This window comes from Nonomuraea sp. IBHARD001 (assembly GCF_056106265.1).
On the sequence record NZ_JBWBBW010000002.1, the window covers coordinates 8,618,119 to 8,633,825 of the forward strand.

Below are 15,707 nucleotides of genomic sequence, written 5' to 3' on the forward strand. Positions count from 1 at the left end.
AGGGATTTCTGGTTGTGAACGATCCCCGGCAACGCTTCATCGCACTCTACGACCGGCACTACCGCAGCGTCCTCGGGTACTCGTTGCTGCGTGCCGAGCGGCAGTCCGCCGAAGACGTGGCGGGAGAGACCTTTCTCATCGCCTGGCGGCGACTGCGCGAGGTCCCCGAGCCCGCACTGCCGTGGCTGCTCGGCGTGGCAAGGAACCTGCTGCGCAAACAGCACGCCTCCGGGCTGCGCGGCCAGGCGCTGGCCATGCGGCTGGCCGAACTGAGCCCGCACGGCGAAGGCGACGTCGCCGAACACGTGGCCGAACGCCATGCGGCGATCACCGCACTGGCCGGACTCGGCGAACTCGACGTCGAGGCGCTGATCCTGACCAGCTGGCACGGCCTGGCGCCGGCCGAGGCTGCCAAGGTGGCCGGCTGCAGCACCAAGGCCTTCGCCGTACGCCTGCACCGGGCCCGTCGCAGGCTCGCCGAGGCGTTGAACGACACCGTGTCCACGCTGGAGGAGCGGCGATGAGCCCCTCTCCCTCACCCATCCCTGGAGGAACACCGATGACACCCGACGACGTCATGCGCGCTCTTCGGCCCGACGACCTGCTGGAGGAGTCCTACCGGCGACGCCGTGAGGTCGACCTCGCCGCCGCCTTCGCCGCCGCACGCCGTCCGCGGCCACGGCCTCGCCTGCTCGTGGCCGTGGCCGGGCTGGCCGTCGCCGCCGCCGCCGTACCGGTGGCCATGTCGGGTACGGCGCCGCCGGCCTCGCCGTCCGGTGAGCGGGTGGTCGCCGTCGTGCCCGCCAACCCGGTGCCCGTCGTCACGCTGGACGCGCGGTCGCTGCTGCTGGCCGGGGCGGAGAGCATCGCGGAGGCGCCCGTTCCCGGGGCGAACGTCTGGTACTCCAGCACGCGCACGTTCGAGCCGGTCGCGGGAGGCGGCGTGCTGGCCACGACCAGCGAGACGTGGAGCGGCGACAAGGGCGTACGCCTGATCACCGGCAAGGACGCCGCCATCACGTTCGCCGAGGTCGACGACCAGAACACCTGGCGTTCGCAGGGCGGCAGGCTGCCCACGCAGGAGACGCGGGACGGCGTCCCGATCACCCTGAGGACCGCCATCGGCGGACGCAGTGTCGGTGACGCCGAGGTGATGGCGCTGCCGGGCGACGCGCGCTCCCTTGAGCTCTGGCTGCGCGACGCCCAGCGCACACCCCAGCGCGACCTGCCGAAGGAGGCGGCCGAGGCGATCAGGACACAGCCGTTCCCGGTCTTCGTCTTCGACACGGCCGCGTACCTGCTGAGCTCGCCGGCCAAGGCGTCCACCCGGGCGGCGACGCTCCGCCTGCTGGCCGCACAGCCCGGCCTGACCATGACCGGCGCTATCACCGACCCACTGGGCCGGGAAGGCGTCGAGCTCAGGATGAAGGGCAGCCACGTCCGCCTCGTCGTCGACCGGAGCGGAGCCAGGCTGCTCGCCTCGGCCTACGACGGCCCCGACCTGGCCGAACACCGCGAGGGCAACGCGGTCAGAGCCGCCGAGGTCAAGGGCCGCCTCGTCGCCTACCTGGCAGCCACCTGGGTCGACAGCATCGGCACCCGCCCCTGACCCCGATGCCGCACGCCTCCAGCACCCGGCGTGCGGCAGGTGTGGGCATCACGTCGACAAGAGATGGAGTGGTATGGAAAGGGGGCTTTGACGGGTTTGGTGGGGCGGATAGCGTGAAGATCATGGGAAATCTGTCAGGGGTGTGACAGGTGGAGCCGCGGCATCTGGTTCGCCTGTGGACGGGCGGCGGTGAGGCGGTCGCGAGGGGTGGGGCCGGGTATCGGATCGGTCCCACGCTGGTCCTGACGGCACGCAGCACGCTGCTCGGCAGGGAGCCGGACGCGCTCGGGGTGACGCTGGCCGGGCGGCGGGTGCGGGGGGTACGGCCGGTCTGGGTGTCGGACGGGGAGATCGACGCGGCCCTGGTACGGATCGGGGATGCTCCGGCGTTCGGGGGCGGCGCGGTGCGATGGGGTGAGCTGGACGGCGGGGCGGTGGCGCTGGCGGGGGACGGGTTCCGCTGTTTCCCGGTCCCTGCCGCCCTTCCGCTCGCGCTGAGCGGGACGCCGCTCTCCGGTGCGGCTCTGTTCAGCGACGGTCCACAGGCTGTGGACGAACGCCTGCTGGTCGCCGTGGTGAGCTGGGCCGGCGGCGAGCCCTCGGCCCAGCCCGTGGCGGCCCTGCTCGATGATGCGGGATTCGCCGATGTGCTCGGCGACGACCTGGGCGGCGCTCTGCCCGTGGTCGAGTCGGTGCGGCTGCATCGGCTGCTCGCGCCGGTCCGCGTGCGGGAGGCGCAGGGCGGGTGCGACGACGTCGTCGCCGAGGTGCTGCGCTGGTGCGGAAGCCCGGAACGCCTGTCGGTACGGGCGATGACGGGCGCGGCCGGACGGCACAAGAGCCGGGCGGCCCGCGAGGTGCTCGGCCGGGCCCCTCGGGGCTGGACGGCCGGGTTCCTGCGCACGGGCGACCCCCGTGACGCCGATCTGCCGGAGTTGGTGCGGCGCTTGCGCACGGGCCCGAGGCCGGTGCTGCTCGTCGCCGACCAGACGCGGGTGCCCGAGTGCCGGGTACGCGCGGTCGTCGAGGCGCTGCTCGACGCCGAGGTACGGCCGACCGTGCGGGTGCTGGTGCTGACCGGCGACGACCAGGACTGGTGGGAGCGGCTGGCCGCGTCGGCGCCGTCGGGCGAAGGGCTGTTCGCGCCCGCGCTGCGCACGTCGCTGGAGCCGGACCGCTCCGGCACTCCGGAGGCGGGCGCGCTGGCCGTGGCGGCGCTGGGCCGTGCGGCCTGCCTGGAGGACGAGGACAGGATCGAACGGGCGTCCGCCGCTTCGGCCGAGGCGGTGGCGTTGCTGCGCGGAGCGCTCTCGCGCGAGGGCGATCTGACGGGCCTGCTCGGCACGGCCCTTCGCGCGCACGCGAGGCTCCTGGAGCGGCGCGAACGCCAGGACGAGGCCATCGGCTGCCTGCGCGAGGCCGTCGCCCTGCTGCGCGCGGCGCCGGGCACGGACGCCGCCGAGCTGGCCGGAGCGCTCGGCGAGCACGCCCTGCTGCTGGCCGCGTCCGGACGCGGCGCCGAGGCCGTGCCCCCGCAACGCGAGGCCACGCGACTGGCCAGGCGGCTGGCCGAGGCGCACCCGGCACGCCACAGCGAGGCGGCGGCCGCCACGCTCGGCCACCACCTGGAGATCGTCACGAGGTACGGCACGCACGAGGAGGTCATGCGGGTCGCGGGCGAGACGGTGGCCTTCCTCCAGGGCTGGGCCGAGCACGACCCGCGACGCGCCGGGCCGTACCTGGCCCGTGCCCTGAACAGATATGTCGGACTCAGGACCGCCGATCCGCCGGACGCCGCCCTGCTGGCCCTGTCCGCCGAGGCCGTGCACCTGCACCAGCGCATCGGCGCCGCCGATGGCCTGGCCACCGCGCTCGGGCACCACGCGGCGCTGCTGTCGGCTTCGGGCAGGTACGGCCAGGCGATGGTGTTCTGGGAGCGCGCGACCCGGGTGCTGCGGGCCGACGACGAGCATGCCGTCGCCTGCAACCGGATGCTCAGCGCCTACGCCGAGGCGGAGGTCGCCGAGCGGGGCCGCCGGGTGCTGCGGCCGCTGCGCAGGGCCAGGGCCGCGGCCGAGTTCTTCGCCGGGCGGCACGCGCAGGACGAGAAGGCGTACGCGCTCGACTACGCGCGTGCGCTCTCCTCCTACGGGTTCGTGCTGCTGATGACGCGCAGGGTGGTGCCGTCGGTGCGGCCTCTGCTGCTGGCCGCGGCGCTCTGCCCGGCGTTGCCCGACGGCGGCCCGGCGGTGTCGGCCGAGGTGCGCGAGCGGTTGCGCGCGGCCTACCGGGCCAGACCGCGCGCGGTGGCCGACCGCTACGAGGAGCTGACCGGCACGCCGATCCCCCGCCACCTCACGGTCAGGTAGGCGTCGTTCACTCCCGTACGAGCGGAAGCGTCGAGCAGTGCAGCCCGCCGGGAAAGCGGGTGATCTCCGAGTAGTCGATCAGGACGGGCGTGATCCCCCTGGCTTCGAGCTCGGCCGCGATGTCGGCATCGGTGTCCTGGAGCAGGAGCCTGTCGGGAGCGAGCGCCACCGTGTTGACCGCGAGCGAGCGCACCTTCTGCTCGTCGACCACGATCAGGTCGTAACGCGACTCCAGATAGGCCCGGCTGCGCGCGGTGAACGCGGCCGGGTTGTAGAGCCCGACCCCGGGCCCGGCCAGTGTGAAGTGCACGTCGAGGTGGACGACGCCGGGGTGCGCGAACTCCATCTCGACCACACGCCTGTCGATCCCGGCCGAGGCCAGCGCCTCGCGGAAGGCGGCCACGCCCGCGGCGTCGGTGCTGTCGCCGACGCCGACCAGCACGTCGTCGTCGGTGACCAGCACGTCGCCGCCCTCGATGTGACCGGCCGCGAGCTCGCTCACCTTCGACAGCCGGGGCAGCAGGTGGGACAGGCCGAGCTGCTCCCTGCGCCTGATCGGATTGGCGGGCCTGGCCAGGAAGAACACATCGTCGACCACGAACCCCATGTCACGCGTGTAGAGCTGGATCAGCGAGTCGGCCAACCGCACCCAGTGAATGACGACGCCGTGCTCCTCCAGCACGGACACGAGCCGGGCGTGCTGCTCGGCGGCGACGGCCGGATCGGGCGCCTCGACCGGGAACCTGGCCAGCACGGCGAGCGTGGCCTCCTCCCCCTCGGGGTCGGGCGTGGCCGCCGACTCCACGAGCAGGTCGTCGAGCGTGAACGGCTTGACCGGGCCCAGCACGACCTCGCGCAGCCGTCCGATGTCGCTGGTGACGCTGACGTCGATGGTGGTCTCACTCATGTGTCTCTCCTTGATGACTCGGCGCGCTGGGTGCGGGGACGAGCCCGCTGTCGGTGAGCCGGTGGAAGAGGTCCTTCCAGCCGGGATGCTCCCTGGTGATCCCGGCCAGCCCGACCAGGTACGGCCGGTCGGCCCTGGCCAGGGCGACGCAGGTCCAGAACGTCGGCTCGCGGTTGCCCGGTCCGAACGCCTGCTGGACGGCGTGCAGCCGGGCCGTCAGCTCCTCGACGCCCGCCTCGCCCGCCAGGCATCGCCTGATCGCCTCGCGCATGTCCTGGTCGGCGCGGCGCAGGGCGAGCAGGCGGCGTAGTTCGCCCAGCGGGTCGGCGTGGTCGTCGACGCGGACGTCGACCAGGACGCCGTCGGAGTGCTCCGCGCCGACGACCAGCACGGCCGCCGCCTGGCGTCCGCGCACGTCGCCGCCGAGGTCGTCGGCCGCGCGCAGGGCGAGGGTCAGCCGGTCGGCCAGCTCGCCGGGCGTCGCGAGGAACGTCTCGGCCATGGCGTCGACGACGTGCCCGCCCGCGAGCATGTTGCCCTGCGCGGCGAAGCCGGGCCCGGTGCGCTGGGCGGCGTGGCCGACGCACCCGGCGCCGGTGTGCGCGGCGGACCCGCCCAGCGCGTCGACGACGCCGACCTGCCGTACGGCCGACCACGCGTCGCCCGCCAGCACCTGGGTCAGGGCCGCGCCCGGCCGGACGCCTCCGGCGAGCAGGCGGGGCAGGTCGGCCGCGTAGAGCGGGCTGTGGATCGACTGGGTGGCTCCCGCGCCGACCCCGGCCACGGCCCACGGCACCACGGCGCCCACGCCGAACGCGTGGGAGGCGACCGCCGCCCCGAGCGCGCCGGTCTCGGCGCAGCGAGCCACGATGGAGTACGTCACGACGCCTCCTCGCGCACCGCACGGCGGCCGATCACACGGTGGGCCAGGTCGGCCAGGGCGCGTACGCCGAGCTCCAGGTGGTCGGCCCTGGTGTCCTCCTGTTTCGTGTGGCTCAGTCCGGCGAGGCTCTGGGTGAAGATCATCGTGGTGGGCACGCCCGACCTGGCGATCTCGACGGCGTCGTGCAGCGGGCCGCTCGGCATGGCGTGCGCGACGCCGGTGAGGTCGGCGACCGTCTCGGCTGCCAGGGCGGTGAGCTCGGCGTCGAACCTGGCCGGTGCGATGCTCCACAGCGGTTCCCAGGTGATCTCGACCCTCTCGCGTTCGGCGATCCGCCTGGCCGCCGCCCGGGTGCGCAGCAGCAGGCCCGCCAGTTCGACGGCGTCGTGGTGGCGCAGGTCGAGGGTGAGGTCGACCTCGCGGGGCACGGCCGTGGCCACGCCTGGCGTCGCCGTGAGCGAGCCGCACGTGGCCAGGCCGGAGCAGGCGAGGGCCAGCTCACGTGTCTCCAGGACCAGAGCGGCCGCGGCGGCCATCGGGTCGCGGCGCTGCCGTAGCGGCGTCGCCCCGGCGTGCGCCGACTGGCCGCGCAGCCGCAGCCGGTGGCGTTGCACGCCGAGTGTGCCGGTGACCGCGGCCAGCGCCAGGTCCGCCGCCTCCAGCACGGGGCCCTGCTCGATGTGCAGCTCCAGATAGGCGACCGCGCCGCGCAGCCGTTCGAGCGGGCGGCCGAGTGCGGCCAGGTCGACGCCGTGTGCGGCGAGCACGGTGGCGGCGTCCTGGCCTTGGGCGTCGCGCAGCCGGCCGAGTGCGGTCACGTCGAGTGCGCCCGTCGCCGCCGCGGAGCCGTACAGGCTGCGGCCGAAGCGGGCGCCCTCCTCGTCGGCCCAGTCGACGAGTCTGACGGTGAGCGGCTGCGGTCCGGCGTTCGCACAGGTACGCAGGACCTCCAGACCGGCGAGCACGCCGTAGCAGCCGTCGAGGCTGCCGCCGTCCGGCACCGAGTCGAGATGGCTGCCGATCACCACGGCCTCGGCGCCGCGGCCGGGCAGGCTCGCCCAGAGGTTTCCCGCCTGGTCGCGTTCGATCTCGACGCCGGGTATGGCCTCGAGCTTGGCCGTGAGCCATTCGCGTGCCGTGACCCAGGTGTCGCTCCAGGCGAGTCGCTGTGCGCCCGAGTCGTCGGCGGTCAGCGTGTCGAGTTCGACCAGCTCGGCCAGCGTGCGCCCCGGCGCGACCGGCAGCCTGGTGGCCTCGTGGGCACGCGCGTGCCCTTCGAGGAGGGCTTCGAGCGGCCGGTGGCCTTCGACATGGGCCAGGTGCCCGGCGCCTGGCAGCACGGTCAGCGGCACGCCGAGCGCGTCGGCGAGCGGCCGTACGGCGGTCGGCGGGCAGGTCAGGTCGTCGGCGCCGGTCGCCACCAGCACGGGCCGCCACACCCGCGCGGCCAGCGGCAGCACGTCGGCCCCGAACGCCTGCCGCAGTACGGCGAGCACGGTGGCCGCGTCGTTGCGCGAGGCCCGCTCGACCGCCGCGGCGACGACGCCGGGATCGGCCTCGCGCCCGTAGCCGTGCGAGGCGAGCGCCCAGGCGAAGAAGGCGCGCACGCCGACCGAGGCGATCTGCTCCTCGATCGTGCGCACCGTGTGCGAGTCCCCGCCCGCGGCCGTGCCGAAGGTGGCGACCGTACGGACACGGGCCGGGTGCTCGGCGGCCAGCGCGAGTGCGGCGGCGCCGCCGAACGACGTGCCCGCGACGTGCGCCTCGGCCAGGTCGCATGCGTCGAGCACGGCGAGCGCGTCCATGGCGTAGTCCTCGGCCGAGTACCCGGGCCCCTGGGCCGAGCCGCCGTGCGCGCGCAGGTCGAAGGCGACGACCCTGCGGTGCGCGGCCAGCGCGGCGGCGACGCCGAGCCAGTCGTCGGCGGCGCCGTTGACGCCGTGCACGAGCAGCAGGGGCAGCCGGTCCGGCCGTGCGGCGGCGCCGATGCGCCAGCCGGTGAGAGGGCCTGCCGGGCCTTCGATCGTGAAGCGTTCGAGCCTGGCGTCCATGTCACCGGCCGCCCATGAGGCCGGGGGTGTGCGGGGAGCCGTGGTAGTGGGTCATCTTCCAGTCCTCGCCCCTGCGCTGCCAGACCTCGGTGCCGCGGAAGACCTGGTCGAGCTTGCCACCCGCCGCCTCGCCGTTCGGGCCGAAGTCGACGACGAGCCTGGTGAGGTAGCTGACGACGGCCAGGTCGCCGCTGAGCTGGACGCGTTCGTCCCACGACGTCGAGACGATCTCCTGCGCCGCCGCCTCCCCGGCCATGGCGACCAGCTGCTCCCACAGGGCGACGATGCCGTCGAGGCCGAAGAAGTTGCTGCCCATCGTGTTCCACATGACGAAGTCCTCGCGGCCCGACGGCGCGATGTGGGCGCGCAGCCAGTCGATGTCGCCGGTGCCGTTGGCGCGTACCCAGCCGTGGTGCAGGTCGGATACGCGCTGGATGTCGGTCTCGGTGGCGCTCATGGGCGGGGTCCTCTCATCAAGGCCGGGCGGCGGCGAGCAGGGGCAGCAGCTCGGGCAGCTCGGAGGGTGGGTTGATCAGGTTGATCGACAGCTCGTCGATGCCGGTGGCCGCGTAGGCGGCGAGAGCGTCGGGCAGGGTGTCGGGCGTGGCCGCGAGGCCGAGTCGTGTGACGACGCCGGGGGTGAGCAGCGGCCCCTGCTCCCCCGGCGTCGCCACGGCCTCGAACACGTCGGGCGCCAGCACACCGAGCGCGGCGGGCGAGAACAGCCCCAGCGCCTCGGTGAGCATGGCGACCGCGCTCTCCTGCCTGGGCGCGACGGCCCCGAGCGCCATCGCGGTGATCCGGAAGTCGGACCGCTCCCTGCCGCTGTGGGCGAGCACCCGCTCTACGTCGCGCACGGCCTGGGTGAGATAGCCGAGCGAGGCGCCGGACGACAGCGAGACGCCGTCGCCGACGCGTGCGGCCAGGGCCAGCATCTTGGGCCGCAGCGCCATGACGTCGACGGCGGGCGCGGGGTCGACGGGCGCGATCCGGTAGGCGTCGAAGCGGTGCCCGCAGTACGTGCCGGTGACCTGCTCGCCCGCGAACAGCTCACGCAGCACGCCGACGAACTCCTCGACCTGGCGCAGCCCTTCGGTGAAGGAGCCGCCGATCATGCCGACGAGGAACCTGTCGCCGAGTCCCACCTGGACCCTGACCCGGCCGGGCCCGAGCTCGGCCAGCGACGCGAGCTCCATCGCGAGCAGGCCGGGATGCCTGCCGACCGGCGCGAGGCCGACGATCCCGGCCTCCAGGCGCTCGGTCGCACCCAGGAAGCAGGCGCTGGGCACGACGGCGTCGTGGAAGCCGACGTGCTCGGCCGCCCAGACCCCGTCCAGCCCGGCGCGCTCGGCCGCGCGCACCGCGTCGACCATCGGCGCGACGGGACCGAAGCCGCTGTAGGAAATGCTCAACCGCATGTCAACGCCCCTTTTATCTCGGACATCTGTCCAGTTATAACCCTTCGATCGACCATCGGTCAACGTCGACGACATCGGAGGCAGCCATTAGGCTGGCCGGTATGCCGAAGATCGTCGACCACGAGGCGCGCCGGGCCGAACTGGTCGACGCGTGCTGGCGCGTCATCTCCGGCAAGGGCATCGCGAGCGCCACCACCAGGGAGATCGCCAAGGAGGCGGGCGTCGCGCACGGCATACTCGCCCACTACTTCAGCGACAAGGACGAGATCCTGCACGCGGCCCTGCGCCGGGCCTTCGAGCGGCTGGCCGAGCACATCGAGAGCCGCATCGCCCGGCTCTCGGGAGCCGCCGCCCTGCGCACCGCCCTGGTCGAGGCGCTGCCCATCGACGACGACCGCCTGGTGAGCGCCCAGGTCCAGCTCGCCTTCTGGGGCCGGGCCGTGGGCGATCCCGTCATCACGGCCGAGCGGCACTCCGGCTACGAGCTGTGGCGGGGCACGCTGCTGAGCCTGGTGACGGCGGCGCACGAGGCGGGCGAGATGCCGGGCGCCGAGGACGCCTCGGTCGTCGCCGACGTTCTGGTGGCGGTCGTCGACGGGGTGGTCGCCGAGGGGGCGCTGTACCCGGAGAAGTTCTCCGCGCGCCGTCAGAGCAGGATCGTCGACAACGTCCTGCGGGCGTACGGCGTGGACGTCGCCGCTGCCCGCAAGGCCGCCTCGCGCCGCTAGCAGGGCCTTGACATGGGACGACGCTTGGCCTGACATTGGACAAATGGCCAATGAAAACCCGGTCTTCACCACCGCATCCCCCCATGCGGCCGCACCGGCCCCGCGCTACTACCTGTCGCTGACCACGGCCAGCACGGCGGTGTGGACCGCCCTGCTCGGCCCCCTCCTGGTGCTGCTGCCCGACCAGACCGCGACGCTGGCCGGGACGGGCAAGGAGGAGAGCTACGCGTTCGTCGCGGGAGTCGCGGGACTGCTCGCCATCGTGACCAATCCGGTGCTCGGCCGCATCTCCGACCGGACCAGGTCGCGTTTCGGCCGTCGCAGGCCGTGGATCCTGGCCGGAGGCGCGGGCACGGCCGCCGCCCTGCTCTACACCGGGCAGGCCGGAGGCGTCGCCGAGCTGCTGGCCGGGTGGACCGCCGTGCAGATCTTCGCCAACCTCGTCGTCGCCGGACTGTCGGCGACCATTCCCGACCAGGTGCCCGAGAGCAGGCGCGGCACGGCTTCGGCCTGCGTCGGCGTCTCGTGGGCGGTCGCGCCGGTGCTCGGCTCGGCGATCGCGGCCTCGCTCGACGACCCGTTCGCCGCCTACGGCGTGCTCGGGGGGCTGGTGCTGGTGGCGTGCGCCGTCTTCGTGGTGCTGGTCGCCGATCCGCCGCCCGCCTCGGGAGGCGATGCGCCCTCCTCGCTGCTCGGGATGTTCTGGGTCGACCCCCGGCGTCATCCGGACTTCGCCTATGCCTGGCTCACCCGGTTCTGTGTGGCGCTCGGGCAGAACATGGCGATCGCCCTGATGTTCTTCTACCTCACCGACGTCATCAGATACGAGGACCACCATCCCGGGCAGACCGCCGCCGACGGCATGGTGATCACTACCCTGCTCTACGCCGTCACCGTGTCGGTCGCCGCCGTCGCGGGCGGGCTGCTGTCCGACCGGATCGGCAGGCGCAAGATCTTCGTCACCGTCGCGACCGTCGTCTTCGCCGTCGGCACCGCGCTCAGCGCCGTGAACCCGACCTGGACCGGCGTGCTCGTCCTCGCCGCGATCACCGGTCTCGGCTTCGGCGTGTACGAGGCCGTCGACATGGCGCTCGTCACCCAGGTGCTGCCCTCGCAGCAGGATCGGGCCAAGGACCTGAGCCTGATCAACATGGCCACGTCGCTCGGCATCACACTCGGGCCGATCGCCGCCATCCCCGTGCTGAACGCGGGCGGCTATCCCGCCGTGTACCTGGTCTCGGGACTCGTCGTGCTGCTCGGGGCGCTCTTCGTACGGCCGATCAAGGGGGTGCGCTGACCGCTCGGGGCGTTCAGCCTCCCGCGATCATGTCGCCGAACGCACGGGCCGCCGTCGGCGAGGTGAGCAGCCGGTCGAGGCGGGCGCGGGCCAGCCTCCGGCGGAACGGACCGGCCAGGGTGGCGTCGCCCGCCTCGTGGGTCAGCTCGGTCAGCCAGCGCGAGAACTCCTGGTGCTGCCACACCCGCCGCAGACACGTGCGCGAGTACGCCTCCAGCCCAGCCTCGTCCCCGTCGCGTACGGCGGCGCGCAACGCCTGGGCCAGGACGTCGGCGTCGGCTATGGCGAGGTTCATGCCCTTGCCGCCCATGGGCGTGATGATGTGCGCGGCGTCGCCCACCAGGAACAGCCTGCCGTACGCCATGGGTTCGGTGACGTGGCTGCGCATCTCCACGACCGAGCGCTCGGTGATCGGGCCTTCGGGCAGGCCGGGTTCGGCCAGGCGCAGGCGTAGCTGCGACCAGACGCGCTCGTCCGGCCAGGCGTCGGGCTCGGCGTCCGGCGCGCACTCCAGGTAGAAACGGCTGGCCATCGGCCCCCGGGGGAAGTGCGCGGCGAAGCCGTACGGGCTGATCGCCAGCAGGGGATGGCGTGGCGGCTCGACGTCGGCCAGCACGGTGAGCCAGCCGATGCCGTGGTCGTAGGTGTAAGCGGTCACGGCCCCCGGCGGCATGCTCGCCCTGCTGACACCGTGGAAGCCGTCGCACCCGGCGACGTAGTCGCAGGCGATCTCGTGCCGGACGCCGTCCCCGTCGCGGTAGGACACGACGGGCTCCCGGCCGGCCACGTCGTGCGGCAGCACCTCGGCCGCGTCGAAGCGCAGGTCGGCGCCGCACTCGTCGAGGTGGGCGAGCAGGCGGCCGACCAGGACCTGCTGCGGGACCAGCCTGCCCCTGCGACCGCCGGTCAGCGTGGCCACGTCGAGCACATGGGGCTCGCCGTCCACGCGGATCTCCAGCGTGGCGTCGTAGGGCATGCCGGCCAGGACCTCGTCGGCCAGTCCCCACCGCTCGAACACGCGGGCGCCGTCGTACTCCAGCACGCCGGCGCGCTGGCGTCGTAGCAGGTAGGCACGGCTCTGGCGCTCCAGCAGGACGAAGGCGACGCCTGCCCTGCCGAGCAGGCCGGCCAGGGTGAGCCCGGCCGGGCCTGCTCCGACGATGACGACCGTGGTGCGCTCCGGCATGGGCGCTTCCTCTCCGGGTCGGTGCGCGTGCGGCCCGCTCATCGTCGTTCGGGACGGCGCCTCACTTCAAGCCGTAGGCCAGCAGAACCGAGCCGTGCGGATTGGGATACGGCGTGAAGTTGTAACCCGACTGGATGTAGAGCATGCCGTGCGCGACCACCGCACCGCCTCCGCCGGACACCGCACCGCCCCTGCCGGGCAGGCCGTTGACGCCCTGCACGACCTGCATGGTGTCGTGTGTCCACACCACCTTGCCGGTCTCGGCCGAGTACGCCCGCATCTTGCCGTCCATGCTGCCCTCCCAGACCAGTCCCGGTGTGGTGGACACCGCCGGGGTGTGGCCGAGCTGGCAGACCGCCGGGTACTGCGCGGCGCCGCCGGTGGTGCAGCCGTCGGCCGGGTTGGGTGTCTGCCAGAGCAGATGCCCGGTCGCGGGCTCGAAGGCGAACAGCGTGCCGGGATTGGCCATGTACGTCGCGACGTACAGCCGCTCGCCGTCGAAGCTGGTGCCCCACTGCACGCCGGACAGGCCGCCGCCTGGCATGGGCGTGGACAGCTGCCGCTGCCAGACGATCTTCCCGGTCCTGGCGTCGAGCACATGGAAGACGCCCGACTTCTGGCCGATGCCGACCAGGCTGCGGCCCTTCGCCCTGAACAGGTTCGGCGAGGCGCCGAGGTCGAAGTCCAGTGCGGTGCCGTCGGGCAGGTTGGGGCAGAACTCGCGGTCCTGCGGCGTGGGCAGCGAGCACTCCAGACGCCAGGTGTCGACGTCGGTCATCTTGCGCGTCCAGCGCGGCCTGCCGGTGTCGGCGTTCAGCGCCAGGACCGAGTCGAAGTGCCCGGCGCTGCCGGTGTAGTTCTGGCCGGTGCCCACATAGATCGTGCGGGTGGCCGGGTCGATGGCGGGCGAGCCCCACACGCCGCCGCCCGAAGGGGCGAACCTCTTGCGGCCGTTGGGCCAGGTGCCGTCCTCGCGGGACTCGGGCACGGTGTAGAAGCGCCAGATCTGCCGCCCGGTGTCGGCGTCCAGGGCGTTCAGATGGCCGCGGAAGGTGCAGCACTCGTGCTCCCTGCCCATGATGTTCTCGCCGCTGGAGACCCCGACGTAGACGCGGTCGCCGAACACCAGTGGGGAGCTGGTCACGATCGCCGTCGGCTTGGTGTCGAGCCTGCGGCTCCAGACCAGCCTGCCGGTGCGCTGGTCGACGGCGTAGAAGTAGCCGCGCACGTCGCCGAAGTACACCTTGCCCCTGGCCACGGCGGGGCCGTCCTGGACCTGGGTGAAGCCTTCGCCGACCGTGGTCAGGTCGAACTCCCACCGGGCCGCGCCGGTAACGGCGTCCCTGGCGTAGAGCTTGCCTTCGGGCGAGCCGAAGTACACGACGCCGCCGACCACAGCGGGCTGGCTGCGCGGGGTGCCGGCCTGCTTGGGGTAGGCGAAGGCCCACTTCAGCTCCAGGTCGCCCACCGTGCGCGGGGTGATCTTCCGCTCGGCCGCGTTGTGGCGCAGCCCTTCGGTGCTCTGCTGCCACATCGGCCAGTCGCCGCGGCGCGGTTGCCCGCCGCCTGACGCCTCGACGGCCGGGGCGCCGAACACCGCCAGGCACAACGCGCCGAGTGCTGCCGCCACCCGGACGAGCCTTCTGCCGATCATGTTCCCTCCTCGTCAGCGTAGGGGGTGTGCCGTTGCCAGAAGTCGCAGTGGTGCTGCCTGGCGATCTCCCGGGTCGTCGTGCTGTCACCCGCCGGGGCCAGCGACATGACGGCCGGGTCCGACCTGGTGTACTTCGGCCACAGCGGCGTGCCGTCCACGGCCGGGTCGCCGGTGCGGGCGAATCCCGTCCACTGGGCGACGAGCTGGGCGCCGAACGTGCGCTGGTTGGGGCTCGCGTCGGCGACGTCGGAGTAGAGGAAGGGCGCCTCGCTGATGTGGAAGGCGCCGTTGGGCTTGGTCTGGTCGAGGAAGAACATCGGCGGGGCGTCGGTGTTGTCCACCTGGAAGGCGAACACCGGGATGCGGCCCGCCAGCCGCCTGTCGTTGAGCAGGGCCGGGCACACCGAGTTGCTGTCGGCCATGATCGTGCGGGAGGCGATGAAAGCGGCCGGCTCGGGGAACCTCTTCAGCGGGTAGCGGGCCAGCACCTGCTCGGCCAGGTCGCCGTACTGGCTGCGGACCAGCGCGTCGAACTCGGCGGGCGTCGTGGCGGGCGCGAGTTGCACCTCGTCACGGCCCACCCCGTGCATCAGGGCGACCTTGTTCACCCTGCCCTTGGCGAAAGCCTGGCCGGGCGACATGGTCAGGATGCGGCCGTCGACGACGGGGGCGATCGTGCCCTTGTCCGGGCCGAGGCCGTCGCCCGACTGGTCGAGCAGCGCCTTGACCGGCAGGCCTCTCAGACAGGCGGCGGCGTCGCCCTTGCCACAGCCGAGCGCCTCGGCGAAACGGGCGCCCGTCTGCTGGGCCTGCGTCTGGGTGGGCAGTTCGGCCGCGCAGTCCTGCGGCTGCCAGAAGGTGTTGACGCCGCGCAGGGAGTTGTACTCGCCGCTCTGCACGATGCCCTTGTGGAACAGGCCCTTGGCCGTGGGCGAGACCGTGTGCGCGCAGACGCTCGATCCGCCCGCGCTGGCGCCGAAGATCGTCACATTGTCCGGGTCGCCGCCGAACCTGGCGATGTTGCGCCGCACCCAGCGCAGCGCCTCCTGCTGGTCGCTCAGCGCGTAGTTGCCCGAGTGACGGCCGAACGCCCGGTGCGAGAGGAAGCCGAATACGCCGAGCCGGTACCCGACTCCGACGTGCACCACGCCACCCCGCTGGGCCAGGTACGACCCGTCGGCGGGCGCGCCGTACCTGAAGCCGCCGCCGTGCAGGTCCACCATGACGGGCAGCCTGCCGACCGGAGGCCCGGCGGGCACGACGACGTTGAGCTTCAGGCAGTCCTCGTTCTCCGAGGCCGAGCCGAGCAGTGCCGCCTGCGGGCACGGGCTGCCCCGCTCGGTGGCCTGGCGTACCTCGCTCCAGGAGGAGTGCGGGCGCGCCGGGGTCCAGCGCAGGTCGCCCAGGGGCGGCGCGGCATACGGGATGCCGAGCCAGGAACGGGTGCCGCCGCTCGCGAGTCCGCACACCGGTCCGGTGTCGGTGGCGACGGTGGAGGTAGGGGCGCAGGCGGGGGCGAGGGCGGGAGCCGACGCCTGCGACGGGGTCATCATGCCGAGCAACGCGATCACAACAAGCGCGCCCGGCCCTTTTCCAGGCCACATC

13 protein-coding genes are annotated in these 15,707 nt (G+C 73.2%); 5 read left to right on the plus strand and 8 right to left on the minus strand.

Annotated features, from left to right (window positions below):
* Positions 1-14: 14 nt before the first annotated feature.
* From ACTWNK_RS40660 to ACTWNK_RS40670, 3 genes are all read left to right on the plus strand, one after another.
* Positions 15-524: an RNA polymerase sigma factor gene (locus tag ACTWNK_RS40660; RefSeq protein ID WP_474310289.1), complete on the plus strand. Its 510-nt coding sequence runs from the start codon at positions 15-17 to the stop codon at positions 522-524.
* A gap of 35 nt (positions 525-559) precedes the next feature.
* Positions 560-1,609 (plus strand): hypothetical protein, encoded by a 1,050-nt coding sequence (locus ACTWNK_RS40665; protein ID WP_474310290.1) that lies wholly within the window; start codon positions 560-562, stop codon positions 1,607-1,609.
* 149 nt (positions 1,610-1,758) lie between these two features.
* Entirely contained in the window at positions 1,759-3,978 is a 2,220-nt protein-coding gene (locus ACTWNK_RS40670; protein WP_474310291.1) for a tetratricopeptide repeat protein, read from the plus strand.
* A gap of 7 nt (positions 3,979-3,985) precedes the next feature.
* Here ACTWNK_RS40670 and ACTWNK_RS40675 read toward each other — a convergent pair whose 3' ends face one another.
* Genes ACTWNK_RS40675 through ACTWNK_RS40695 form a run of 5 tightly spaced genes read right to left on the minus strand, consistent with a single transcriptional unit; the run spans position 3,986 to position 9,237 of the window.
* Positions 3,986-4,885 carry a dimethylarginine dimethylaminohydrolase family protein gene (locus ACTWNK_RS40675; protein WP_474310292.1) on the minus strand — a complete coding sequence of 300 codons (900 nt, stop codon included), beginning with the start codon at positions 4,883-4,885 and terminating at the stop codon, positions 3,986-3,988.
* Positions 4,878-5,768 (minus strand): DUF1028 domain-containing protein, encoded by an 891-nt coding sequence (locus tag ACTWNK_RS40680; RefSeq protein WP_474310293.1) that lies wholly within the window; start codon positions 5,766-5,768, stop codon positions 4,878-4,880. The genes ACTWNK_RS40675 and ACTWNK_RS40680 overlap by 8 nt, the downstream gene beginning before the upstream one ends.
* Positions 5,765-7,819 (minus strand): hydantoinase/carbamoylase family amidase, encoded by a 2,055-nt coding sequence (locus ACTWNK_RS40685; RefSeq protein ID WP_474310295.1) that lies wholly within the window; start codon positions 7,817-7,819, stop codon positions 5,765-5,767. The genes ACTWNK_RS40680 and ACTWNK_RS40685 overlap by 4 nt, the downstream gene beginning before the upstream one ends.
* 1 nt (position 7,820) lies before the next feature.
* A complete protein-coding gene (locus ACTWNK_RS40690) occupies positions 7,821-8,276 on the minus strand; it encodes a YybH family protein (protein ID WP_474310297.1) in 456 nt (151 codons plus the stop codon).
* 16 nt (positions 8,277-8,292) lie between these two features.
* Positions 8,293-9,237: an LLM class flavin-dependent oxidoreductase gene (locus ACTWNK_RS40695; protein ID WP_474310298.1), complete on the minus strand. Its 945-nt coding sequence runs from the start codon at positions 9,235-9,237 to the stop codon at positions 8,293-8,295.
* A gap of 101 nt (positions 9,238-9,338) precedes the next feature.
* Between ACTWNK_RS40695 and ACTWNK_RS40700 the strand changes: the two genes are divergently transcribed.
* A complete protein-coding gene (locus ACTWNK_RS40700) occupies positions 9,339-9,965 on the plus strand; it encodes a TetR/AcrR family transcriptional regulator (protein WP_474310299.1) in 627 nt (208 codons plus the stop codon).
* Between the two features lie 43 nt (positions 9,966-10,008).
* A complete protein-coding gene (locus ACTWNK_RS40705) occupies positions 10,009-11,262 on the plus strand; it encodes an MFS transporter (RefSeq protein ID WP_474310300.1) in 1,254 nt (417 codons plus the stop codon).
* Positions 11,263-11,275: 13 nt separating this feature from the next.
* On the opposite strand, the gene ACTWNK_RS40710 is transcribed toward ACTWNK_RS40705, so the two are convergent.
* The 3 genes from ACTWNK_RS40710 to ACTWNK_RS40720 form a co-directional block, all read right to left on the minus strand.
* Complete coding sequence (locus tag ACTWNK_RS40710) at positions 11,276-12,448, minus strand: 4-hydroxybenzoate 3-monooxygenase (RefSeq protein WP_474310301.1); 1,173 nt, start codon at positions 12,446-12,448, stop codon at positions 11,276-11,278.
* A 61-nt stretch (positions 12,449-12,509) separates the two neighbouring features.
* Positions 12,510-14,102 carry an outer membrane protein assembly factor BamB family protein gene (locus ACTWNK_RS40715; protein ID WP_474310302.1) on the minus strand — a complete coding sequence of 531 codons (1,593 nt, stop codon included), beginning with the start codon at positions 14,100-14,102 and terminating at the stop codon, positions 12,510-12,512.
* Positions 14,099-15,706, minus strand: a complete 1,608-nt coding sequence (locus ACTWNK_RS40720) for a carboxylesterase/lipase family protein (protein ID WP_474310304.1) — start codon at positions 15,704-15,706, stop codon at positions 14,099-14,101. Before ACTWNK_RS40720 ends, ACTWNK_RS40715 begins: the two co-directional genes overlap by 4 nt.
* Position 15,707 lies beyond the last annotated feature (1 nt).